General features: G+C 72.1%; 7 protein-coding genes. 3 read left to right on the forward strand and 4 right to left on the reverse strand.

Features of this window, described 5'->3' with window-relative positions; all coding sequences use genetic code 11:
- Positions 1–31: 31 nt before the first annotated feature.
- Positions 32–5719: an RHS repeat-associated core domain-containing protein gene (locus AB0F70_RS00900; protein WP_357442518.1), complete on the reverse strand. Its 5688-nt coding sequence runs from the start codon at positions 5717–5719 to the stop codon at positions 32–34.
- Positions 5716–12039, reverse strand: coding sequence for a LamG domain-containing protein (locus tag AB0F70_RS00905; protein ID WP_357442520.1), 6324 nt, complete (start codon positions 12037–12039; stop codon positions 5716–5718). The genes AB0F70_RS00900 and AB0F70_RS00905 overlap by 4 nt, the downstream gene beginning before the upstream one ends.
- Positions 12040–12175: 136 nt before the next feature.
- Here AB0F70_RS00905 and AB0F70_RS00910 point away from each other — a divergent pair, with 136 nt between their 5' ends.
- Positions 12176–14563, forward strand: a complete 2388-nt coding sequence (locus tag AB0F70_RS00910) for a S8 family serine peptidase (RefSeq protein WP_357442521.1) — start codon at positions 12176–12178, stop codon at positions 14561–14563.
- A 21-nt stretch (positions 14564–14584) separates the two neighbouring features.
- On the opposite strand, the gene AB0F70_RS00915 is transcribed toward AB0F70_RS00910, so the two are convergent.
- Positions 14585–15817 (reverse strand): cytochrome P450, encoded by a 1233-nt coding sequence (locus AB0F70_RS00915; RefSeq protein WP_357442523.1) that lies wholly within the window; start codon positions 15815–15817, stop codon positions 14585–14587.
- Between the two features lie 227 nt (positions 15818–16044).
- Between AB0F70_RS00915 and AB0F70_RS00920 the strand changes: the two genes are divergently transcribed.
- Positions 16045–17934 carry an ABC transporter ATP-binding protein gene (locus tag AB0F70_RS00920; RefSeq protein WP_357443557.1) on the forward strand — a complete coding sequence of 630 codons (1890 nt, stop codon included), beginning with the start codon at positions 16045–16047 and terminating at the stop codon, positions 17932–17934.
- A gap of 56 nt (positions 17935–17990) precedes the next feature.
- The gene (locus tag AB0F70_RS00925) at positions 17991–18914 is read left to right on the forward strand and encodes a cation diffusion facilitator family transporter (protein WP_357442525.1); all 924 of its coding nucleotides are present in this window, start codon (positions 17991–17993) and stop codon (positions 18912–18914) included.
- A gap of 17 nt (positions 18915–18931) precedes the next feature.
- Here the strand turns inward: AB0F70_RS00925 and AB0F70_RS00930 are convergent, their stop codons facing one another.
- Positions 18932–21673, reverse strand: a complete 2742-nt coding sequence (locus AB0F70_RS00930) for a tetratricopeptide repeat protein (protein WP_357442527.1) — start codon at positions 21671–21673, stop codon at positions 18932–18934.
- Between the last annotated feature and the right edge of the window lie 47 nt (positions 21674–21720).

Genomic DNA, 21720 nt, shown 5'->3' on the forward strand with positions numbered 1-21720 from the left:
CGGGCGACGCTCCGCCCGCCACACCGGCCCGTCAGAACACGCTGTCGCACTGGGTTCGGTCCCCGTCGATCATCCGGCAGATCGTCTTGCTGGGTGTCCTCGTGATGATCGTCGTCTCGTAGTTGCGACTCTGCTCCCCGTTCTGGTTGCTCCAGCTCTCCGAGAACTGCCTCCGGGTCGACTCGACCCGCCACCTCACATAGAACTTCACGGAGTGCGGCTGGTTGTCCTTGGGCGCGTACGAGTGGGTCGTATCGGTGCTCCACGAGACCGTGTTCGCCTCTTTCACTGCTGCGCTCACGTCGAGTTTCCCCACCGATCCCCCAATGCTCATGGACTTCTCGACGGTACGGCTGCCCGCCTGTCCGAAGTGATAGGTGCAGGACTCGCCGATCGTCTCCTGCTTGGGACCACCGCACATCAGCCCGCCGATCTCCTCGTACTCGTAGGCGGTGGTCGTGGGGAACTCTCTCTCGACGACGTCAGCCTTGTAGGGGAAGTCGTTCCCGCCGATGTACACGTTCCTCTTGTAACGCTTCTCCGTGGGAGGCGGTCCGCTCGGCTGCTTGAAGACCTTGTTGATCGTCCGCACGATCGTCTCGATCAGCTTGAAGATCCACCCGAAGAACAGGCCGTCCGCATCGGAGGCCGACGTCGGGTTGTTGTTCGAGTACGCGTACCCGTTCATCTGCTGCATGTCGCTGTGGTCGATGAGCGGGTCGACCGAGATGAACCGACCCAGCGCGGCGTCGTACTCCCGGGCACCCAGGTGGGTGAGCCCGAGGGCCGCGTCGATCGTGCCGCCGACGAAGCCCTTCTCGCCCGGCCACGTCGTCGGCTGCTCTCCGCGCGCCGCCCCGAACGGATCCATCCGGCGCACCGACGTCGCCATGGTCACCGAGTCGATCGCGACCTGCGCCGTCCCGTGATGGTCGCTCGCGGTCCAGGTCAGCGTGCTGTCGGTGCGCACGGCCACGGGCTGGCCTGCGTGCGTGTAGTAACGCGTCGCAGTGAGCTCGCCCGTCGCCTCGTCCGCCCGCAGCTCCTGCCCGGGCAGGTACAGCGTGGAGGCGTCGGGATCGTGCCGGATCAGCCGGTCGCCGTCGGCCCCGTAGACGAACGAGGTGACCTTGCCACCCTCGGTGACGGACCCGACCCTGCCGAGCTGGTCCCACTCGAGCCGCTGGTCGCCGCGCTGGATCGTGTTGCCGGCGTCGTCGTAGGCGTACTCGTCGGCCGAGATCTGTGTCCCGTCCGCTGCCATGGTCTTCGCCGACCCGACCACGTTCGCCTGCTCGGCGCCCGGCTCCGGATACTCGTACTTCTCGGTGACGTTGCCCTTGAGGGCGTGGTCCACCTTCGTGAGCCGGTTGCCTGCCTCGTCGTAGGTGAACGACTGCCAGTACGACGCCGGCCCCGACAGTTCGTCGACGCTGCGTTCGGCGGCGCAGGAGGCGCCGGGGGTCCAGGCCTCGGTCAGCCGGCGCAGGTGGTCGTACTCGAAGCACTGCCGGTCGCTCGCCAGCTCCCCCGGGGTGTCGGTGATCGAGAGCATGTTGCCCGCGTCGTCGTAGTCGTAGGCCAGGTCAGCCTGCTCGGGACGCGGCACCTCGCCGTCGACCACCGTGCGCTCCACCCGACGGGTGTAGTCCTCGTAGTAGGTGGTGACCCAGGCACGGTGCTCGGTCTCGTCGAACTCCGTGGCGCAGTCGTTCTCCTGGTCCTCCTGGTCGGGCACACCACCCAGCTGGACGCGCTGCATCTCGCCCAGCCGCGTGTACGTGGAGCACGACGCGTAGTAGGTGGTCCCCCCGGCGCCGTCGGCTCCGCCATAGGTCGTCGCGGGGCGACCGGCGTCGTCGTAGGTGTGGAAGATCTGTTCCTGCGCCAGGTCGCCGATCGCGGGCAGGATCTCGCTCTTGAGGCTGCCGTCCGCGTTGTAGGTGTACTCGGTGGCGTAGGTCCGCGGACCGCCGCTGCCGTCACCGAGGACCCCCTCGGACCGCGGGATGGTCAGCAGGCTCTGCTTGGTCTGGTACGTGGCGGTGTAGGAGCTCGCCCTCTCGGTGACGGTGTTGCCGTCGGCGTCCAGCTGGATCGCCGCCGTCGGCCGACCCTTGGCGAGGGTCACCGTTCCGTCGGGCCGCACCAGCCGCGTGGCGTCGTAGGTCCACCTCGCCAGGACGGTCCCGTCGTCGCCGCCGTCGCGCACGACGGTCTTGCGGCCCAGCGCGTCGTACTCGTGGGTGAGCACCTGGCCGCGGGAGTCGGTGGTCCGCACGAGCTGGCCGGCCGGGTCGAACACCGACTCGGTCTCGCCGGCGGACGGGTCGTCGGTGCGGACCCTCTGCCCCGACAGGTCGTACGCGTAGTCCCACTCGCTCCCGGCCGGGTCGATCACCTTCTCCAGCTTCCCGGCGGGGTTGTACTCGTACCGGGTGACCTCGGCGTCACCGGTGGGCGTGTCGCCGCGGAACTGGTGCAGCTCCTTGACCTTGCCCCGCACGTCGGTGACGGTCATGGTGGGCGTCCCGCCCTCTGGCGGCGTCACGTACGTCCGGTCGCCGCCGTAGCGGGTCACGGTCTTCCAGTCGGTGACCGTGTTGGTCTGGAACGCCGCCTCGACCGGCCGGTTGGCCGCGTCGTACTTCGTGACGTTCTGTCCCAGCGACTCCGAGTCCGCGGCACGCCACAGGCGCGAGTCGACGGGCTCCGCGTTGAAGAAGGGGTTGGTGACGATGTACTCGCGGCCCTGCGTGTCGTACCGGTGGTCCGTCAGCAGACGCCCGCCACCCGCTGCCGGGGCCTGCTGCTGGCGCACGCGGTAGCTGCCGTCGTAGACGGTGCGCGCCTCGACGTACCTGGCCTGCGCGTCGTTGGAGTTGGGGCCGAGGTGGCGTGCGGTCACCACGTTCGGCGCGTCCCGGCTGATCGAGTACTCGAAGGTGGCCGACGGCGCGTTGGGGTACCTCGTCCGGAGGCGGTCGGTCCCCCACACCTTGGTCAGCCGCCCGAGCGGGTCGTAGACGTTCTCGGTGACCAGGCCGTTCGGGTCGGTCACCTTGACCGCCTGCCCGTTGCTGACCTCCAGGTCGGTCCTCGTGGTGAAGCCCTTGGGGTCGGTCACCACGGTGGCGGTCGTCGGTCCACCAGCCACGGGTGTGTAGGCGGTGGTGGTGGCCCGGTCCAGGGCGTCCGTCGACCGGGTCGCCCGACCGTGCGCGTCGTACGCCGTCGTCGACCGGGTCTCCCAGACCGGCTCGCCCGCCTCGTAGCCCTTCACCCTCTCCACCAGGGTGGGGTTCCCCGCCGACGGCGCGGCTCCCTCACCCTGCCCGTCGTACCGGGTGCGCACGTCCGAGACCGCGTGCTCGGGGTACGACGGCGTCTCGGTGCAGCCGACCGCGACCGTCCGGACCCGGACGGGTAAGGACACGAGCCAGGCGCCCTCGTTGGCGGCGTACGTGGTGGTGGTGCACAGGTCGTCGCTCGTGACCGAGACGTCTCCCCGGTCGTCGACGGTGGCCGGCTGCCCGTACGCGTCGTACGTGGTGACCTTGCGGGTCTCGACCCGTCCGCCGGAGTCCTTCGGCGTGAACGTCCGTTCCGTGCCGACCCCGGTGAAGTAGGCCTTGAGATCACCCCGCGCGGCGGTGGGGCCACGCCAGACCGGGTCCTTGAGCGTCTTGATCACCACCGGGGAGTCGTCCGCGATGCCGTTGCGCGTGATCGACTCGCGCTCGAAGCCGTGCAGCCAGTCGTGGTCCGTGTGCTCACCGTTCTCGGAGTCCTTGATGACCACCGGACGCCGGCCACCCTCCGGGTTCAGCCGGTCCTGGTCCATGCCCCGGTAGTAGTGGGTATCCGTCCGCGTCTGCGGACCGGACTCGTCCTCCGGGTCGCCCGCGATCGTCGTGACGCGGGAGAAGCCGCGGAACTCGTTCCAGTTCCGCTTGTCCGGCGGAGTGAACTCGCTGGTGTCGTAGCGCCACGCGGCGCCGTCGTACCGGTACTGGAGCTGCTGCTCGATGCTGGAGCTGATCAGGTCGCCGACCACGAGCCCGGAGACCACGTACTTGTTGAACCAGGCGGTCTGCTCCGCGTGCGTCTCGTCGGCCCAGGTGGCCGGGAAGCACCGGCGTTCGTTCGTGTGCGCGCCGGCCGGGACGCGGCCGTTGGCGTCGAGGCAGTTGGCGGGGGCATAGGTGACGCTGATGACGCCGCCGGCCTCCGAGACGACGTTCGTGATCCGGTACCGGTTGATCGGCGTCTGGTTGTCCGTGACCACCCGGTTGGCCATCTGCGCGCCCTCGAACGTGACCTTCGGCAGCGTGGTGCCTGCGCCCCCGCCGATCAGGCCCGAGTGCTCGATCGACTTGAGCCAGAGCGCTGCACCCGAGCTCCCGTCACCCGGGCTGGGATAGGACTGCTCGAGCTTCCACCGGTCCACGGCGACGAGCTCGCCGCCCTTGCGGACCTTGGTGGTCACCGTGTCCAGGCGCTGCCCGGTCCAGAACGTGGGCGAGGAGTTCTCCGCGCAGGTCGCGGCCTCGCACATCCGGGCCAGCGGGGTGTCGGGCCAGTTCTGGTGCTTGCTGGTGCTGCACTCGGCGGCCGGAAGGCCGGGGATGCACCTGATCGCCGTGCCGAACTCCACCGCCGCGGCGGCCGTGCTCGACGCCGTCGTGTGCAGCCCGTACCGGATCTGGTTCAGCCATCCGCCACGGTCGTAGGTGATCGACTTGTCGGCGTCGTTGAAGTCGCCGTACCGGTTGGTCTCCTTGGTGTAGTCGTAGAGCATCGTGTTGCCGTTGCGGTCCACCACCTTGTCCAGGTTCCACCGCCACGCCTGGTCGCACCGCGACTCCTTGAACGACGCAGCGCTGTAGCACGGCTCGCCGGCGTCGTCGCCGTAGACCCGGACCTTCCACACCGAGCTGGACTCCGGGCGGGACCCGAAGAAGTACTGGGTGCCGTCGGTGGTGGTGACCTTCCAGCCCTCGCCGTCCGTCTGGCCGCCGTCCGGCGTCCCGATCTGCTGCACCCTGGTGTAGGTGTCGTTCTTGAGCTTCCAGCTGTCGCCGCCGGAGCGGATCATGATGCCGCCCCCGCCGTCGAACACGGAGGTGGCGTTGTCGCCGCGCCAGCACAGGTCCCCGACGTTGTCGAAGCCCTTCTTGGGCGCGCGACTGCCCTCCTTGTCCTCCATGCACCCGCCGTACGTCCGCTCGACGAAGCTCTCCCCCAGTCCCCAGCCGTCCCCCACCCACGACGGCTGGTTGTTCGTCGCGCTCGTGCGCCCGTCCACCGCCGACGACGCGTAGCCCAGCGCCAGGTTCGGCTGGAGGCCGGGCGTCGGCGGGACGCGCAGCGGGTAGGACCACGTGAAGTCGCCCGTCTGCTTCGACACGTCCCAGGTGGCGGACGGCGACAGGGTAGTCGCCGTCGGCCGCCCGCCGCCGTCGGACACCTCGCTCCCGGGCTGCTGGCCCGAGCCGAGCGCGTCAGCGGACGAGTCGCCGGACGGCGGCGCGTCCATCCCGTCGGCCGGCACGACCGGGACCGACGGCATGCCGGGCAGGCCGCCCGGTGTGGCCGCCGCGGCCTCCTGCGGCACCTGGGCCACCACCAGGAGCGAGGCGATCAGCGCGGTCACGGGGACCGTCGCGATCCACCGACGACGGAAGGTGCGGCGGTCAGGGTTGGCGTTCCAGGTCATGACTGGTCTCCTTCGGTCTGCGCCGCGCGGTCGCTCTGTGCGGTGGGTCCGGCCTGTGCGGTGGGTCCGGGCCGTGCCGCGAGGTCCGCGATCTCCTGCGCGGACAGGGCGCCCATCCAGGTGTCGACCTGGTCGATGGCTCCCGTGAAGAACTCGGCGTTCGCCGCGCGCACCTGACCGCGCCCGATCGCCATGCGGCGCTGCGCCTCGGAGAGGGTCACGCCGTCCTGCAGGCCGACCAGTGCGCCGTCCATGTACAGCCGCAGCTGCCTGGCCGGGTGGTCGTACACCCCGACCAGGTGCGTCCACTTGCCGATCGCTGCCGGCGGCCCCGAGTAGGCCCTGGCGAAGGTGCCGGTGTCGGTGTCCGGGGTCCAGCCGCCGAACGACCAGCGTCCGATGTTGCCGTCGTACTGCAGCGAGAACTCGCTCATCCTGGCGCCGTCCTGCGAGGCGATCGTCTGCACGCCCGCGCTGTCGGCGACCCGCACCCGCGCGGCGACCGTGATGCTGCCGTAGCTCGGTGCTCCGGCCCACGAAGCCTGCGCGTACCCGGGGTTGTCGGCGTCCAGGGAGAGCGCCCGGCCGAACCGGCCGGCCACGAACCCGACGGTGCCGTGGGCGGTCGTCGTGTTCTTGCGCCACGAGGTTTCGGCGACCGTGTCGTCGTCGAACGTCCAGGTGCCGTGCGGCGGGTCCCAGACGTCGTTGTACACGGCGGCCACCTCGGCGTCGGACACACCTTCGTCGAAGATCCGGACGTCGTCGATGTGGCCCTTGAAGGGGATGGTGAACTCGCTGGCGGCGCCACGCTGGTGGGCGCCGATCCGGAAGCTGCCGGACTTCCCGACCGACTCGACGCCGGGCAGGAGCTCGGACATGCGGCCGTTCACGTACAGGCGCATCTGGTCGAGGTTCGGGACGTAGACCAGCGCGAGGTGCGTCCAGTGCCCGACCCGGACGGTCTCGTCGGAGTAGACCTCCTTGACGACGTTCGCGCCGCCGTCCGGCCCGCGCGCCGCCATGGCCACGGCCCAGCGGTTGCCGGCCCGCGTGAGCACGTAGTTGTGCCCGCCGCTGACGACCGCCTCCCAGGCTCCGCTGCTGCTCGCGGTCGACGGCCAGACCCAGGCCGACGCCGCGAACGCCTCGCCGGCGTCGGGAACGGGCTCCGCCGCCACCGCGTAGCTGTCGACGCCGTCGAAGCTCCGCCCCCGGCCGTGCCTGCCGCCGACGACGTCGGTGGCGACGGCGCCGTGCATGGTCGTGGCCACCGACCCGACGGCGTCGACCGGCGCGGCAGTGCCGTCCGCCTCGTCGAGCTTCCAGTGATGGGCGGGCGTGGGCGGTTTCGGCGGAACCGGGTCCAGGAGCCCGCCCGAGGCGTAGAACGCGTGCAGCTCCTTGACCCGCGTGTCGTTGAACGCGCCGGTGTAGGCCCGCACGTCGTCGATCACGCCGGGGAAGTACTCCGCCGGAGCGCCGGAGTCGTCTCGGCCGCGGCCGATCTGCAGGTCCCCGGGAGATGGCCAGGCCTGGACGCCGTCGCCCTCGCTCACGCGCACCGCGTCGACGAAGAGCCAGATCCGGCCCGTCGGGGCGTGGAAGATCCCCGTCAGGTGCACCGGCCGGTCGAAGTCGCACGGGGCGTCGGGGTCGGGGTTGAACGGGTCGCACCGGAACAGCCCGACCGAGGCGACCTTCGTCCGGTCCTCGTTGGACATCTCGAAGACCCAGTCGCCGTTCTCGTGCGCGGCGTCCGCCCCGGCCTGGTAGCCGAGCCGGAACCGGCTGTCACCGTCCGACGCGCCGTCCAGGCTCAGCGCCGTGTGGACGCACTCGCCGGCACCGGGTTCGGCCCCGCCCTCCTCCCAGTCGTCCCAGGTGCAGGCCTTGTCGCGGTCCAGCTGCACGACGGCGGAGACCGTGAACGACCCATCCGTGCGGACGTCGAGGTCCTTGGCGGAGAGATGGTCGTCGACGCCGTCCAGCTCGAGCGCGTTCCCGACCACGCCGTCGGTCCAGCCGACCTGCGCCGCGGCGGGAGCCGCCGCCGCGCTGCCGCCCACGGCGTCCGCCGCGCTGGCGCCCTGGCCCTCGTCGAGGCGCCAGTTGTGCCGCAGCGTCAGGTCGCGGCCGGCCAGCTCACGGACCTCGTCCGGGAAGAGGGCCCTGCCGTACGCGGTGACGTCGTCGACCGAACCGAGCACCCGGTTGTTCCGGGCGCCGAGCTTCAGGGCCGCACCGATCTGCAGCTCCCCGGTGGGGTGGTCCCACACGACCGGTGCAGCGGTGGTGCCTGCGGCCTCACCGTTGACGTAGAGGGTGATCGTCTTTGCCGTCGCGTCGTGGACTCCGGCCAGGTGCGTCCAGACGTCCTCCTGCGCGATCGGCCCCTCGACCAGGTAGGGCGGGTCGACGGCGGCACCGTCGACCCGCGCCCTCTGGAAGCCCCATCGCCCGTTGGCCAGCTTGTCGAGCTGGAACGCGCTCATGCTCCGGCCGTCCTGGGACACGATCGTCGAGGTGCCGTTCAGGTCGTCGATCCGGGCCCAGGCCGTCACCGCGAAGCTCCTGGTCGTGTCCAGCGTGTGCGGTGCCGAGATCCAGTCGTCCCCGTCGCCCGTCAGGGCCTTGTCGTCCCCGTCCGAGGGTAGATCGGTCTGCCCGGGACCCCACTGGCAGGCGGCCTCCGACGTCGCACCGTCGCAGTGCACCGTCCCGTTCAGCGCCTGCCCGGTCGCGCTGGTCGCGTCCCCGTCCAGCAGCCAGCGCCCGGCGGCGACGTCGTCGCGCACCACTATCGCCTGGACCTCGTCCGGGCTCAGGGCCCTCGTGTACGCCCGGACCTCGTCGACGGCGCCGTTCCAGCGCGACGACGGCGTCCCGTCCAGCCCTCTGCCGATCACGAACGGGCCGGTCGCCGTGAACGCCGTGTGCGGCCGGGTCACCGGGCTCCCCGGGCTTCCGTTCACGTACAGCCTGACCGCCCGGTTCGCGCCGTCGTGGACGGCGAACAGGTGCGTCCACGCCGTGGGGTCGGCCGCGGCGGAGCGTGCCACCGCATCGGCCGCGGCACCCCGCGCGTCCGCACCGTAGGTGGCGTACTCCCACTGCCCCGCCGTCGCACTGGTCTTCACGTACGACACGGTGAACCCGCTGCGGTCGACGCCGTCCTGCGACAGCGCGACCAGGCGGCCGCCGACCGCCAGGTTCGCGACCGCCGCCGCGTCCAGCCTGACGTGGCCGCCCACCGAGTAGCTGCGGTTGGTCGTCACGACCGGTCCGTCGGACGAGACCACCTCGCCGTCGGCGCCACCCACATGCACCGCTCGGCCGACGGCGCCCTCGCTCACGCTCGGGTCCTCGACGCCGTCGGCGTCGCAGTCACCACAGAGGTGAGCGTCCTGGTGCAGCACACCCGCCTGGCCGCCCGGCACGCTGTTCAGCGTGGTGCTGCTGCCGGGCTTGTCCTCGAACTTCCACTGGGCTGCCTGCACGTTCGCGCCCGCCACCGCCGCCTTCGCCTCGGCGGCGGTCAGCGTGCGCTCGTAGAGCCTGACCTCGTCGACCATGCCCTTCCAGTGGTCAACGGCCGCTGCGCCGTTCCACATCGTCCGGCCGATCTGGACGTCACCGTTCGCGTCCCAGTCCTGGCACGCCGACCCGCGGGTCATCTCGCCGGCCTTCTCGCCGTCGACGTAGAGGGTCAGCTTCCGGGTCCGTGCGTCGTAGGTGCCGGTGAGGTGCGTCGGCACGCCGGCCTCGGACGGCTCGGTCGATGCTGCCATGGACGTGCCCTTGTACTCCGCGTCCGAGCACGCCATGCCGAACACCCAGCGGCCGCCCTCCTCCACGCCGTCGCCGTCCTCGTCGGGCCGCTGCCACAGCACGAAGCCCGAGAAGTTGGTGCCGTCCTGGCTCACCGCCGCCCGGGCACCGGTCGCGTTGTCGAGCCGCACCCACGCGGACACCGAGAAGCTGGAGTCCGTGCGGACGGCGTTGGGCGCGCTCGCGTGCGCCCTGTTCCCGTCGAGCGCCACACCCTGGTTGACCGCGCCGTCGTCGTAGGACGCGCCGTCGTGGAGCACCATGTCGCGGTCGCCCAGGTACGCGCGGTCCTTCCCGGTGCCGTCCAGCGACCAGTCCGCGTAAGCCCCGTTGCCGGGACGCACGCGCAGGTGCTGGACCACCATCGAGCTCTTGTTCCCCGCGCGGTCGACGGCCTGCACGGAGAAGGACTGCGCGCCGTCGCCGGGTGGTGTCGTCCAGATCGTGGCGTTCCCGCCGAGCGCGTCGGCGTTGATCTTGTTCGTCGGCGAGCTGCCCCAGCCCCACAGGTAGTGGTCGACGTCGTCGTCGCCGTCCGGCGTCGTGCACCGCCCCGCCGTCCGGAGCGCGGGGGTGCACGCCGTGAGGTCGAACCTGCCCTCGACACCCAGCCCGCCGTGCCAGCGGTTCTCGTCGGTGTACAGGTAGCCGTCGACCACCGGTGCGGTGGGCGCCTTGCGGTCGACCACGAATCGCGGACCCGTCGCGACCGGCCCGTCGTTGTTCCAGTCGCGGGCGCTCACCTGCCACGTCACGGTGTTGACGGCGTTCTCGGCGGTCGTGATCGGCCGGGAGTGCACGGTCCCGGACCCGGCGGCGTTCGGGCTGACGTAGTCGGTGGTCTGCCCGTTGCTCGTGTACCGCCAGACGCCGTGCAGCCCGTCACCGTCGGGATCGTGCAGGGTCGCCTTGATGCTCACGCTCGAGTCGCTGATGTACGGCACGCCTGCGCACCAGGTGCAGGGCGCCCGCAGCGGCGGGTCCGTCGTCACCCCGTCCGGCACCAACGGCACCGTGTTGAAGCGGGTGATCAGCTTGGCGTTGTTGTTGTACTTGCGCCACCACGGCGAGTTCTCGAGGTCCTGGTCGTTCGCCGGCGACACCAGGAACGACGTGTGCCCGCCGCGGTTGACCTTGGACGTGACGTCGACCGCTGCCGTCTTGGCCCCGCCGCACCCCCACTTGGTGTTGACCTTGGGTGCCAGCATCATGATGGCGGGGCCTTCCCAGCCGGGCTTGTTGTTCCAGCTCGTGCCCGGTCCGGGGTCGGACGTCGCCTTGTGCACGACGTGATACCGCTCGGTCGCGTTGCAGTCCGGGCTGTACTCCACGACGGCGTTCAGGTCCGCGTCCACGACCTCCTTGCCGGACAGGAAGCTGGTGTCGAACCGCCAGTACGTCCACGCGACACCGATGTTCCTGATGCCGCACGCGCCCCACCCCGACCAGCACCTGCCGACCTGCGCCAGCGGCGGCTCGCCGCTCGTGTTCCAGCCGTTGAAGTCGGGCAGACCCGAGAGCACGGTCGCCCAGCCGAACTTGTCCGCCGAGTGGTCCCGCATGATCGTGATCGGGAACTGCGTGTCGCCGTCGACGGCGTCGTCCGCGAGCGCCAGGTCCGCCGAGTCCGGCGCCCTGCTCGACTCCGGGCCGGCGTCCAGGGCGACGGGCTGCCCCTCGGCGTCGGCTGCCGACGGCGGCGGGACCGAGATCGAGCCGTCGCCCTTCGCGGCCTCGACCTCGAACCCGCCGTCGCGCTGCTCGACGGTGTCGCCGGCGCCGCCTGAGATGCCGAGGCGGAGCGGGTCGGCGATCAGCCCTTCCGCGGCCGCGCGGTCCCGCACCTCGAGCCTCGTCGAGAAGCCGTAGGAGTACGCGACCACGTGCAGGTCCACACCGGGCCGGACGTCCTCGTAGGTGGCGGTGGCGCCGTCGAGCGACGGGGCAGGGAGGCTCTCGGAGGAGGTGAGGCCCAGCTCTGCTCCGCCCTCCTCCATGCGGGCGAGCTCGGCGTCCGGCCCGCCCGGCGAGAACGCGAGGTCGACCGGTGTCGCGCCTGGACGCAGCAGGCCGTCCTTCCCGGCGCTCAGATCCGTGTCGATGTCCTGCCAGGTCCCGTTCTCGGCCTTGGCGCGGATCGGGGACGAGTTGAGCTCCGCGACCATCTGGCCGTCGGGCTCCGCGTAGACCGACTGTGTCTCGGTCCGCAGCTCGAGGGCCTCGACCCGCTTGCCGGTCGCACGCGCGGTGGCTGCCGCCTTCTGCTCCGCACGCTCCTCGGGTGTCGGTCCGGCCAGGTCGAGGGCCGACGGCGCGGCGGGTGCCCCGGCGCGGTCGGCTACGGCACTGCGGGCGGCCGTGGCGGACGTGGAGCCCTCCGCCTGGGCGGGGGCGGCGAGCGCACCGGCGCCGAGCGGCACGGCGATCGCGAGCGACACCACTGCCGCGAGCGCACGGCGCGACGGTGTGCGCCCTGACTTCGGCCTCACCCCGCCGACAGCCCTCGTGCCTGGCTCGAGATCCTCGCCTGAACGCATGCTCAACCCTTCGTCGCCGTCCGGCACCTCAGCCGGACACACAGGCGAGGATCTTGGGGCGGGCTAACAGATCGCTCTCATTTCGGGCATGACCGAATCACCCCCGACGGTGTGGCACGACCTCTGCCTGCCCGGAGTCCGGCGCCGTACGGTGATCCGCGATCTGGGAGGCAACATCTGGGAGGCACCCGTGAGTCAGTCGATCAACCAGCAGGCCGGCCCCGCGCGCCGCACGTCGCCCGGCGTGGTCGCTCTCGGCATGGCCACCGCCGTCGCCGTCGTCCTGGCCTCGGTCGCGCTGCCTGCGGCGGCGGGCACGGGCGCGCCGTCCCCACAGGCCGCACGGGCCGGGGACGTCCTCGGCGAGCAGAGCCGTGCGGCGATCCCGGGCGAGTACATAGTCGTGCTCGACGACGCAGCGCCGTCCCGGGCGGACGCCGAGGCCCGGGCCCTGACGAAGGAGTTCTCCGGCGAGCTGCGGGACACGTTCGGGCACACCGTCCCGGGCTTCAGCGTGGCCATGTCCGCCGCCGACGCCCGCCGGCTCAGCCGGGACCCGGCGGTCGCCTATGTCGAGGCCAACCAGCGGATGAGCGTCGCCGAGGTCCAGTCGCCGACCCCGAGCTGGGGCCTGGACCGGGCCGACCAGCGCGCCCTGCCCCTTGACACCTCGTACACCTATCCGAACACCGGAGCCGGGGTGACGGCCTACGTCATCGACACCGGCATCCGGGTCGGCCACCAAGACTTCGAGGATCGCGCGATCTCGGGCACCGACGTCGTGGACGGCGACGCCGACGCGGCCGACTGCAACGGCCACGGCACCCACGTGGCCGGCACGGTCGGCGGCGAGAGCCACGGCATCGCAAAGGACGTCTCGCTGGTCGGGGTGCGGGTGCTGGACTGCGCGGGCGACGGCACCACGGCAGACGTGATCGCCGGCATCGACTGGGTCACGGCCCACCATCAGCCGGGCGAGCCGGCGGTCGCCAACGTATCGCTCGGCGGCGGCTTCTCCCAGGCGATGAACGACGCCGTGTCCGCCTCGATCGCCGACGGCATCACCTACGCGGTGGCGGCAGGCAACGAGACCAACAGCGACGCCTGCACCCGCTCACCCGCTTCCACGCCCGCCGCGCTGACCGTCGGTGCCACCACCAGCGCCGACGCCAAGCCGCCCTACTCGAACATCGGCCCCTGCCTCGACCTGTTCGCGCCCGGCTCGTCGATCACCTCGGCCTGGCACACCAGCGACACCGCCACCAGCACGATCAACGGCACGTCGATGGCCACACCGCACGTGGCCGGCGCGGCCGCCCTCCATCTCGCGACCGATCCCACGCTCACCCCTGCCCAGGTCTCGGCCACCCTGCTCGCCGCCGCCACGCCCGACGTCGTCACGGGAGCGGGCACAGGTTCCCCGAACCGCCTGCTGTACACCGGGAACGTGCCACCGCCCACCCGGGACTTCGCGGTAGTGCTCGACAGTGCCGAGGGGATCGTCCAGGCAGGATCGTCAGTCACGACCACCGTCTCGACCCGTACCACGCTCGGCGAACCGCAGCAGGTGGCGCTGACCACGAGCGGCCTCCCGTCCGGCGTGACGTCGTCCTTCGAGCCGGCCACCATCACGTCGGGTCAGACGTCGACGCTCACCGTGACCGCCACGTCGTCGACCCCGCCGGGGACCTACGCGGTCCAGATCCGCGCGCGCGGGACGACGTGGCACGCCACCACCTACCGCCTGACCGTTGCCGGCCCGCCGGGCTGCACCCAGACCAACGGCAGCAACGTACCGATCCAGGACAACGGGGTGGTCGAGTCGGTCGTCTCCGTCACCGGCTGCGCCACCACCCCCAGCGCCACCGCCGTGGTCGACGTCGCGATCGTGCACGGCTACATCGGCGACCTCTATGTCGACCTGATCGCCCCGGGCGGCACGGCCTACCCCTTGCACCGCGGCACCGGCGGCGCCGCGGACGGCATCAGCACGAGCTACCCGGTCGACCTGTCCGACGAGACCGCTGACGGACCGTGGCGGCTGCGCGTCCGGGACACCCAGACCGGCGACACCGGGTACATCGACTCCTGGGCCCTCCGCCTCGACCCGCCGACCAGCCCGCCGCCGGTCTGCGCCGGCGAGAACACCACCGACGTCCCGGTCCCCGACAACACCACGATCAACAGCCCGATCACCCTGGCGCGCTGCCCCGGTAACGCCTCGGCGTCGGCACAGGTCCGCGTCGACATCACCCACCCCTACCGTGGCGACCTCGTCGTGCGGCTGATCGCCCCCGACGGCACGGCGTACACGCTCCTCGACAGGGCCGGCGGCGGCACCGACGACGTGCACCAGACCTTCGTCGTCAACCTGGCCGCCGAACCCGTGGACGGCACCTGGAACCTCCGCGTCCAGGACACCGCCGCCGGCGACGCGGGGACCCTCACCGGGTGGTCCCTCACGCCCCGGCAGTAGGTGCCGCGACGCCTGCCCGGGTCAGACCCGGGCAGGCGTACGAGCGGACTGCCGCTCGGGCGTGAACGCCACGGGCAGCACCGCCGGGTACCGCGACCACGGCGACGGGGCCCACGTCACCTCGGGGTCGGTGAGACGCAGGTCGAGCCGCTCCATGAGGCTCTCCACGGCGATCTTCACCACCAGCCGCCCCGGACGCCTGGCCGGGCAGGCGTGCGGCCCGACGCCGAACGACAGGTGCGACCGGTTGTTCGCCTCGAACAGGTCGTCGGTGGTGCGCACCCGCGGGTCGTTGTTCGCGGCGGCCAGGCCCATGACTATCGCGTCCCCTGCCTGGATCCGTACCCTGCCGAGCGTGCAGTCGGTCACGGCGTACCGGGCCGGCAGGTTGGCGACGGGTGGCTCGCTCCACAGCGTCTCGTCCATCGCGTCGTCCAGGCCGCGGCGCACGCCCGTGACCCGGCCGGTGTAGCGCGGGTCGGTGAGCATCCGGCGCAGCGTGGCCGCGATCCACGTCACGAGCATCTCGTTGGCCGCGCAGATCGCCACCACCATCGAGTGCACGATCTCCGTGTCGTCCTCGAAGCTCGGGTGCTCGACGAACCGGGCGGTCAGGTTGTTCCCTGGTTCCTCGCGCGTCGCGAGGACGTGGTCGAGCACTATCTGGTCCATGGTGGCCAGCGCTGTCACGGAGTCGCCGCCGTGCCCGAAGATGCCGTGCGCGCACCGCAGCAGGGCGATGCCCTGCCGCTCGTCGAACCCGAACATGCCCGACACCGACAGGAACGAGACCGCCGCGGCGTACCCGCCGATCAGGTCGGCGTGGCCCTGGGCAGCGAAGGAGTCGATCAGCCGGCTGCACACGCCTCGCACCATCGCGGCGGTCTGCGCCTCGTCGATGCCCGCGAACGCCTCGTCCACCGGGAGCCGCAGCCGCCGGTGGTCCGCGCCGTCCGCGTAGTACAGCGCGCGCCGTCCGGCCGGCGAGAGGATCGCGTGCAGGGTCGAGTCCAGCGGCAGCCGCTCGTTCCAGTGCCGCGGGTCGCGCGCGAAGACGCTCTCCGTACGCATCACCTCCATGACCTCGGCATGCCCCAGCACGAGCCAGCCGGGCACTCCAGGCTCCAGGTCGACGGGGGCCACCGGCCCCCACCGGTCCTGCAGCTTCCGCAGTTCCGCGGTCATGTCCTTCGCACCGGTCAGATCTACCAGCGCCACGCGACCTCCGCTCCGCTGCGGCTCCAGGTCAGACATGGCCCTCCACCCGTCGATATTCATCGAATCATCCGTCGAAGTATGGGGCGACCTGCGTAGACGCCCGATCGTGGGTTTCTATCACGGGCTGCGGAGAACACGTAACACCCGTGTGGTCCAGCTCACTGTCGGCAGTCCGGCTACCTTCGGGACACCTGTGCTCGCCGGAGAGAGCCGGACCCGATACCGGACGGAACCGGGCCGCGTGCGACGATGCAGTCGTGAGCATGCACGGTGGCGGTGGGAGCATGGGCGGGGGCCGCGCGATGCGGTCGTTCACGCAGGACGGCTCGGTCGCCCACGAGCGCCTCGGCCGGGCCACGCTGCGGCGCATAGTGGGTTTCGCCCGCCCCTACCGGGGCAGACTGATCCTGTTCGTGCTGATCCTGGCCCTGGAGGCCGCCGCGGGCGCCGCCACTCCGTTGCTCTTCCAGCGGATCATCGACGACGGCATCACGGGCGGCGACACCCGCCTGGTCGTCCTGCTGGCCGGCGCGGCGGCGGTGCTCGCGATCCTGGCCGCCGGGCTGTCCGTGGCGGACCGGCTCGTGTCGTCCCAGGTCGGCGAGGGACTCATCCTCGACCTGCGCGTAGCCGTGTTCGACCACGTCCAGCGCATGCCGCTGGCCTTCTTCTCGCGGGCCCGTACGGGTGCGCTCGTGCAGCGCCTCAACGGCGACGTGCTCGGCGCGCAGCGCGCCTTCACGTCGACCCTGCAGACGGTGGTCTCCAACACCCTGACCATCGCCTTCACGCTCGCGGCGATGCTCACCATGTCGTGGGAGCTCACTCTCGGCGCCCTCGTGCTGGTGCCGCTGTTCGTGTTCCCTGCGCGCTGGTTCGGCCGCCGGCTCGCCGCCCTGACCCGCCGCGGCATGGAGGTCGACGCCGACCTGGGCCAGGTCATGAACGAGCGGTTCAACGTGTCCGGCGCCCACCTCGTCAAGGTCTTCGGCGACCCCGCGACCGAGTCCGAGCGGTTCGCCGAGCCCGCCCGCGAGCGCCGCGACCTGGGCATCCGGACGGCGCTGCTCGGCACCTGGTTCCGCGTGGGGCTGGCGACCATCGCGTCCCTGGCCGTCGCGGCCGTGTACGGGCTCGGCGGGCTGCAGGCCATCGCGGGCGAGCTCACGGTCGGCACGGTAGTGGCGCTCGCCACGTACCTCACGCGCCTGTACGGGCCGCTGACGGCGATGGCGAACGTCCAGGTCGACGTGATGACGGCGCTCGTGTCGTTCGAGCGGGTGCTGGAGGTGCTGGACCTGGAGCCGTCGGTGGCCGAGAAGCCGGACGCCGTCGACCTGCGGGCCGCCGTCGCCGCCCGGGGCGCCTCGATCTCCTTCGCGGACGTGACGTTCCGGTATCCCCGGGCCGAGGAGGTGTCGCTCGCCTCCCTGGAGTCGGTGGCGGGGCAGCGCAAGGATCCGACGGCGGACACCCTGGTCGACGTCTCGTTCGAGGTGCCCGCCGGTTCGATGGTGGCGCTCGTCGGCCCGTCCGGGGCGGGCAAGACCACGATCTCGCAGCTGGTCAGCCGGATGTACGACCCGACGTCGGGCACGGTGGACATCGCCGGCATCGACCTGCGGGACGTGACGTTCGCGTCGCTGCGGGCGACCGTCGGCGTCGTCTCCCAGGACGCCCACCTGTTCCACGACACGATGTCCGCGAACCTGCGGTTCGTGCGCCCGGAGGCGACGGACGCCGACCTGGAGCGGGTGCTGCGCCAGGCGCGCATCTGGGATCTCGTCGACAGGCTGCCCGAGGGTTTGGAGACGGTGGTGGGCGACCGCGGCTACCGGCTGTCCGGCGGTGAGCGGCAGCGCCTCGCGATCGCTCGGCTCCTGCTCAAGGCGCCCGACGTCGTGGTGCTCGACGAGGCCACCGCACACCTCGACTCGGAGTCCGAGGCCGCAGTGCAGGTGGCGCTCGACCAGGCTCTCGCCGGCCGGACGTCGCTGGTCATCGCGCACCGCCTGTCCACGGTGCGCGCGGCGGACCGCATAGTGGTGCTCGCCGACGGGCGGGTGGCGCAGTCGGGCACGCACGCAGAGCTGCTCGCCGCCGGGGGCCTGTACGCCGACCTGTACCGGACCCAGTTCGCGGCGACCGCCTAGCCACGGGTCCGGCGGTTCAGCGGCTGAGCGGGTGCTCGGCGGCACGGGCTGGGAGGATGTGCCCTGTGGACTCCCACCACCACCATCACGCGCCGGACAGCCATCGTGGCCGCCTCACCGCCGCGTTCGCGATCACGACGGCGGTACTGCTCGCCCAGGTCGTCGGCGCCGCGCTGACGGGCAGCCTCGCGCTGCTCGTGGACACGGTGCACCTGCTCACCGACGCCGGTGGCCTCGCGATGGCCCTGTTCGCCGCACGGCTGATGGAGCGGCCGCCGTCGGCCAGGCGTACCTGGGGCTATCGCAGGGCCGAGGTGATCGCTGCTCTCGCCCAGTCCGGCGTCCTGCTCGCCGTCGGCGTGTACGTGCTCGTCGAGGGCATCTCGCGGCTTGCCGCACCCCCTGCGGTGCCTGGCGGCGAGCTCGTGGTGTTCGGCCTGATCGGCCTGGTGGGGAACGTCGCGGCGATGGCGGTGCTCGCCGGGCGGCGTACCGCCAACCTGAACCTGCGCGCCGCGTTCCTCGAGGTGGTCAGCGACGCCCTGGGCTCGCTCGCGGTGGTCGTGGCGGCGGTCGTCATCACCCTGACGGGCTGGCAGCGGGCCGACGTCGTCGCGGGGCTGCTCATCGGCGCCCTCATCCTCCCGCGCGCGCTCAGGCTGCTGCGCGAGACCGTGTCCGTGCTCCTGGAGTCGTCACCGCCGGGCCTCGATCTCGACGAGGTCCGTGCGCACCTGCTGAAGCTCGACCACGTGGAGGACGTGCACGACATGCACGCGTCGCTCATCGCCACGGGCCTGCCCGTGCTGAGCGCCCACGTGGTGGTCGGCACCGACTGCTTCACCGACGGCCACGCCGCCCGCATCCTCGACCAGCTGCAGGAGTGCGTGGCCCAGCACTTCGACATCGCGGTCGAGCACTCCACGTTCCAGGTGGAGCCGCACACCCACCGCGCCCACGAGCGCGCGCAGCACGTCTGACCGCTGGGTGTGTCCGGCTACGGCGCGGACGCCGGGTTCCGGATCGCCGCGTCGATCCGCGCGAGCACCGCCCGGGACCGCTCCAGCTCGGACCGGTACCGCTCGGGCAGGTCGGCCGCGAGCCGGCGGCGCATGTCGACCGCCTCCCGCGCGTGCCCGAGCGCGGCGACGTTGTCACCGACCGCGCTCATCGCGCTGGCCAGGTTGGACAGCGCGAGCGCCAGGTCGGGCCGGTGCTTGTCCGGGTTCTCCAGGACGAGCTGGCGCCGCATCATCACCGCCTCCCGCATCGGCGGCAGCGCGTCGGTGGCCCGGTCGAGGTCGAGCAGGGTGGCGCCGAGGTTCGCGAGCGCCTCCGCGAGGCCCGTACGGTACTTCTCCGGCTGCTCCCGCACGAGCCGCCGCAGCATGTCGACCGCCTCCTGCGTGGGCGGCAGCGCCTCCTCGAAGCGGCCCAGGTCGGCGTACCGTACGCCCAGGTTGGACAGGGACTGCGCGAGGTACTTGAGGGACCGGGCGTTCCCGCCGGCCAGGCCGCGGCGGATGGCCACAGCCTCCTCCTCCAGCAGCACGGCCTCGTCGTACCTGCCGCGCCGGGCCAGGGTGACGCCGAGGTTCGACAGCGAGTGCGCGAGGTAGTGCAGGTACCGGTCGGGGTGCTCGCCGGCGAGTTCGCGCCGGATCTCCAGCGCCTCCCGCTCCAGCCGGAGCGACTCGTCGGCGCGGCCGGTGGTCGAGTACAGCGCACCGAGCGCCGAGAGCGCGCCGGCGAGGTCTGGGCGGGTCCCGCGCTCGTTCTCCTTGGCGAGCCGGCGCTGGAGCTCCAGCGCCTCGACGAGCACGACACCCGCCTCCTCGTACCGCCCGAGGGCCTCCAGGGTGGTGCCGAGCTGGCCGAGCGACCAGGCCAGCTCCCCGAGGTGCTCGGGACGGGCGGCGGCGAGCCTGCGGCGGATCGCCACCGCCTCGGCGTTCGCGGGCAGCGCGTCCTCCGGCCGCCCGTTCTCGGTGAGGGCCTCGAAGTTGCCCAGCACCGCGGCGACCCGCGGCTCGTACTGGACCGGGTCGCCCTCCGCGAGGCGGCGGTAGATCTCGAGCGACGCGCGCTGCGCCACCTCGATCTCGCCGACCCGGCCGAGCTCCGTGTAGGACACCCCCGCGTTCTGGAGGGCGCGTGCCTGCTCGGCGTCCGCCCACAGCCCGTCGCCCGCGGGGAACCGGCGGCACAGGGAGATCACCTCCTCCTGCACGGCGAGGGCGTCACCGTGCCTGCCCACCGCCAGGTACCCCATCCCGAGGTTGTTCAGGGCAGTGCACAGCGCGGGCCGGTACCGGTTCTCGTCGCCCCAGGCGAGGCCGCGCCACATGCCCGCCGCCTCCTGCAGCACGCCGATCGCGACGTCGGGCTCAGCCTCGGCGATCAGCACCATGCCGAGGTCGGTCAGCGCCTCACCGTGTTCGGCGTCGCTCCCGGTCGCCCGGGCGAGATCCGCCACCCGGTGCGTGAGTCGGTCGAGCACCGGCACGGCCAGGGCGGCCGACGAGCGCGGCAGCCGGCGGGAGGCCCGCATCAGCGCGGGCAGGTCCGCCGCCCGTCCGGCAGGCAGGGCGGACGCCGCGGCCTCGACGAGCTCGCGGGTGACGTCGCGCTCGGCGACCGGCCGGTCGAGACCCATCTCGGTCGCGAACGCCAGCATCGCGAACGCCTCGCACGGCGCCAGGTCGCGCGTGCAGGCGGCGGTGAGCTCCTCCGACGCCGCCAGGGTGCGCGAGACGAGCAGCTCCGCCAGCCGCGGGACCGTCGGCAGGTGGGCGCGGACCCACGCCACGGCGTCCGCCGTCCGGCCCGCGACGGGCTCCGCGCCGGTCCGGCGCAGCGCCGCGCGGATGCCCTCGTCCGTTGGATCGCCGAGCAGCGTCGCCACGGCCAGTGCCGCCTCGGCGGTGCCCGGGGCGAACCCCGCATCGGCGTCCGAACCTGCCCACCGGGCGCGTTCGTGGCCGAACACCAGGTCGAGCGCCCCCACCGGGTCGACGACGTCGCCGCCGCCGTCGAGCACCGTCGCCAGCGCGGCCGCGTGCAGGTCCAGCACCCGCACCTGCTGGTCGGGCTCCGCCTGGAACCGCAGCCGCGGGACCGGGCGACCCAGCGCCCTGGCGAAGCGCGTCGCCGCCGCCTCGACGAGCGCGCGATAGTCATCCGTACGCTCGACCTCCAGCCCGAGGGCGGGGTCGAAGGCCACGTCGAGGGTCCTGTCGAGGGCCGGCTCCAGCGCCATCTGGCTGGCCGACGGCGTCCGCCCGGCCCACAACCGGCTGGTCCACCGCTCCCTTGGCCACCACTGTCCGCCGCTGCGGGCGGTGCACAGGACGCGCAGGCGCCCCCGCGACCGGGTGGACCCGATCTCGTCGAGCATCGCGGACAGTCCGGGCCGCGACGCCGCGTCGTCGACGACCAGCAGGACGCGGCGCGTGTCCGCGGCCGCGTAGACCGCGGCGGCCTCCGCGCCCGGCGCCACGTGGACCACAGTCCATCCGGTGCGCCGCAGGCTCTTGCCGAGCTCGAGCGCCAGGCGCGTCTTGCCCACACCACCGAGCCCGCACAGCAGCCGCAGCGCTACCGGTTCGCGCGACCGTACCCACGACCGCAGCTCCGCCAGCTCGCGCCCGCGGCCCATGAACGGCACCACCGCGCGCTCGGGCTCGAGGAGAGCGGCTGGGCTCGTGCCCCGCGTCTCGTCGGGTCCGGGTCGGCTCATGGGGAGTCATCAAACAACATCACGGTCCGCCTGACCAGCACGCCTGT

The organism is Promicromonospora sp. NPDC023805 (assembly GCF_040639635.1).
Classification (GTDB): domain Bacteria; phylum Actinomycetota; class Actinomycetes; order Actinomycetales; family Cellulomonadaceae; genus Promicromonospora.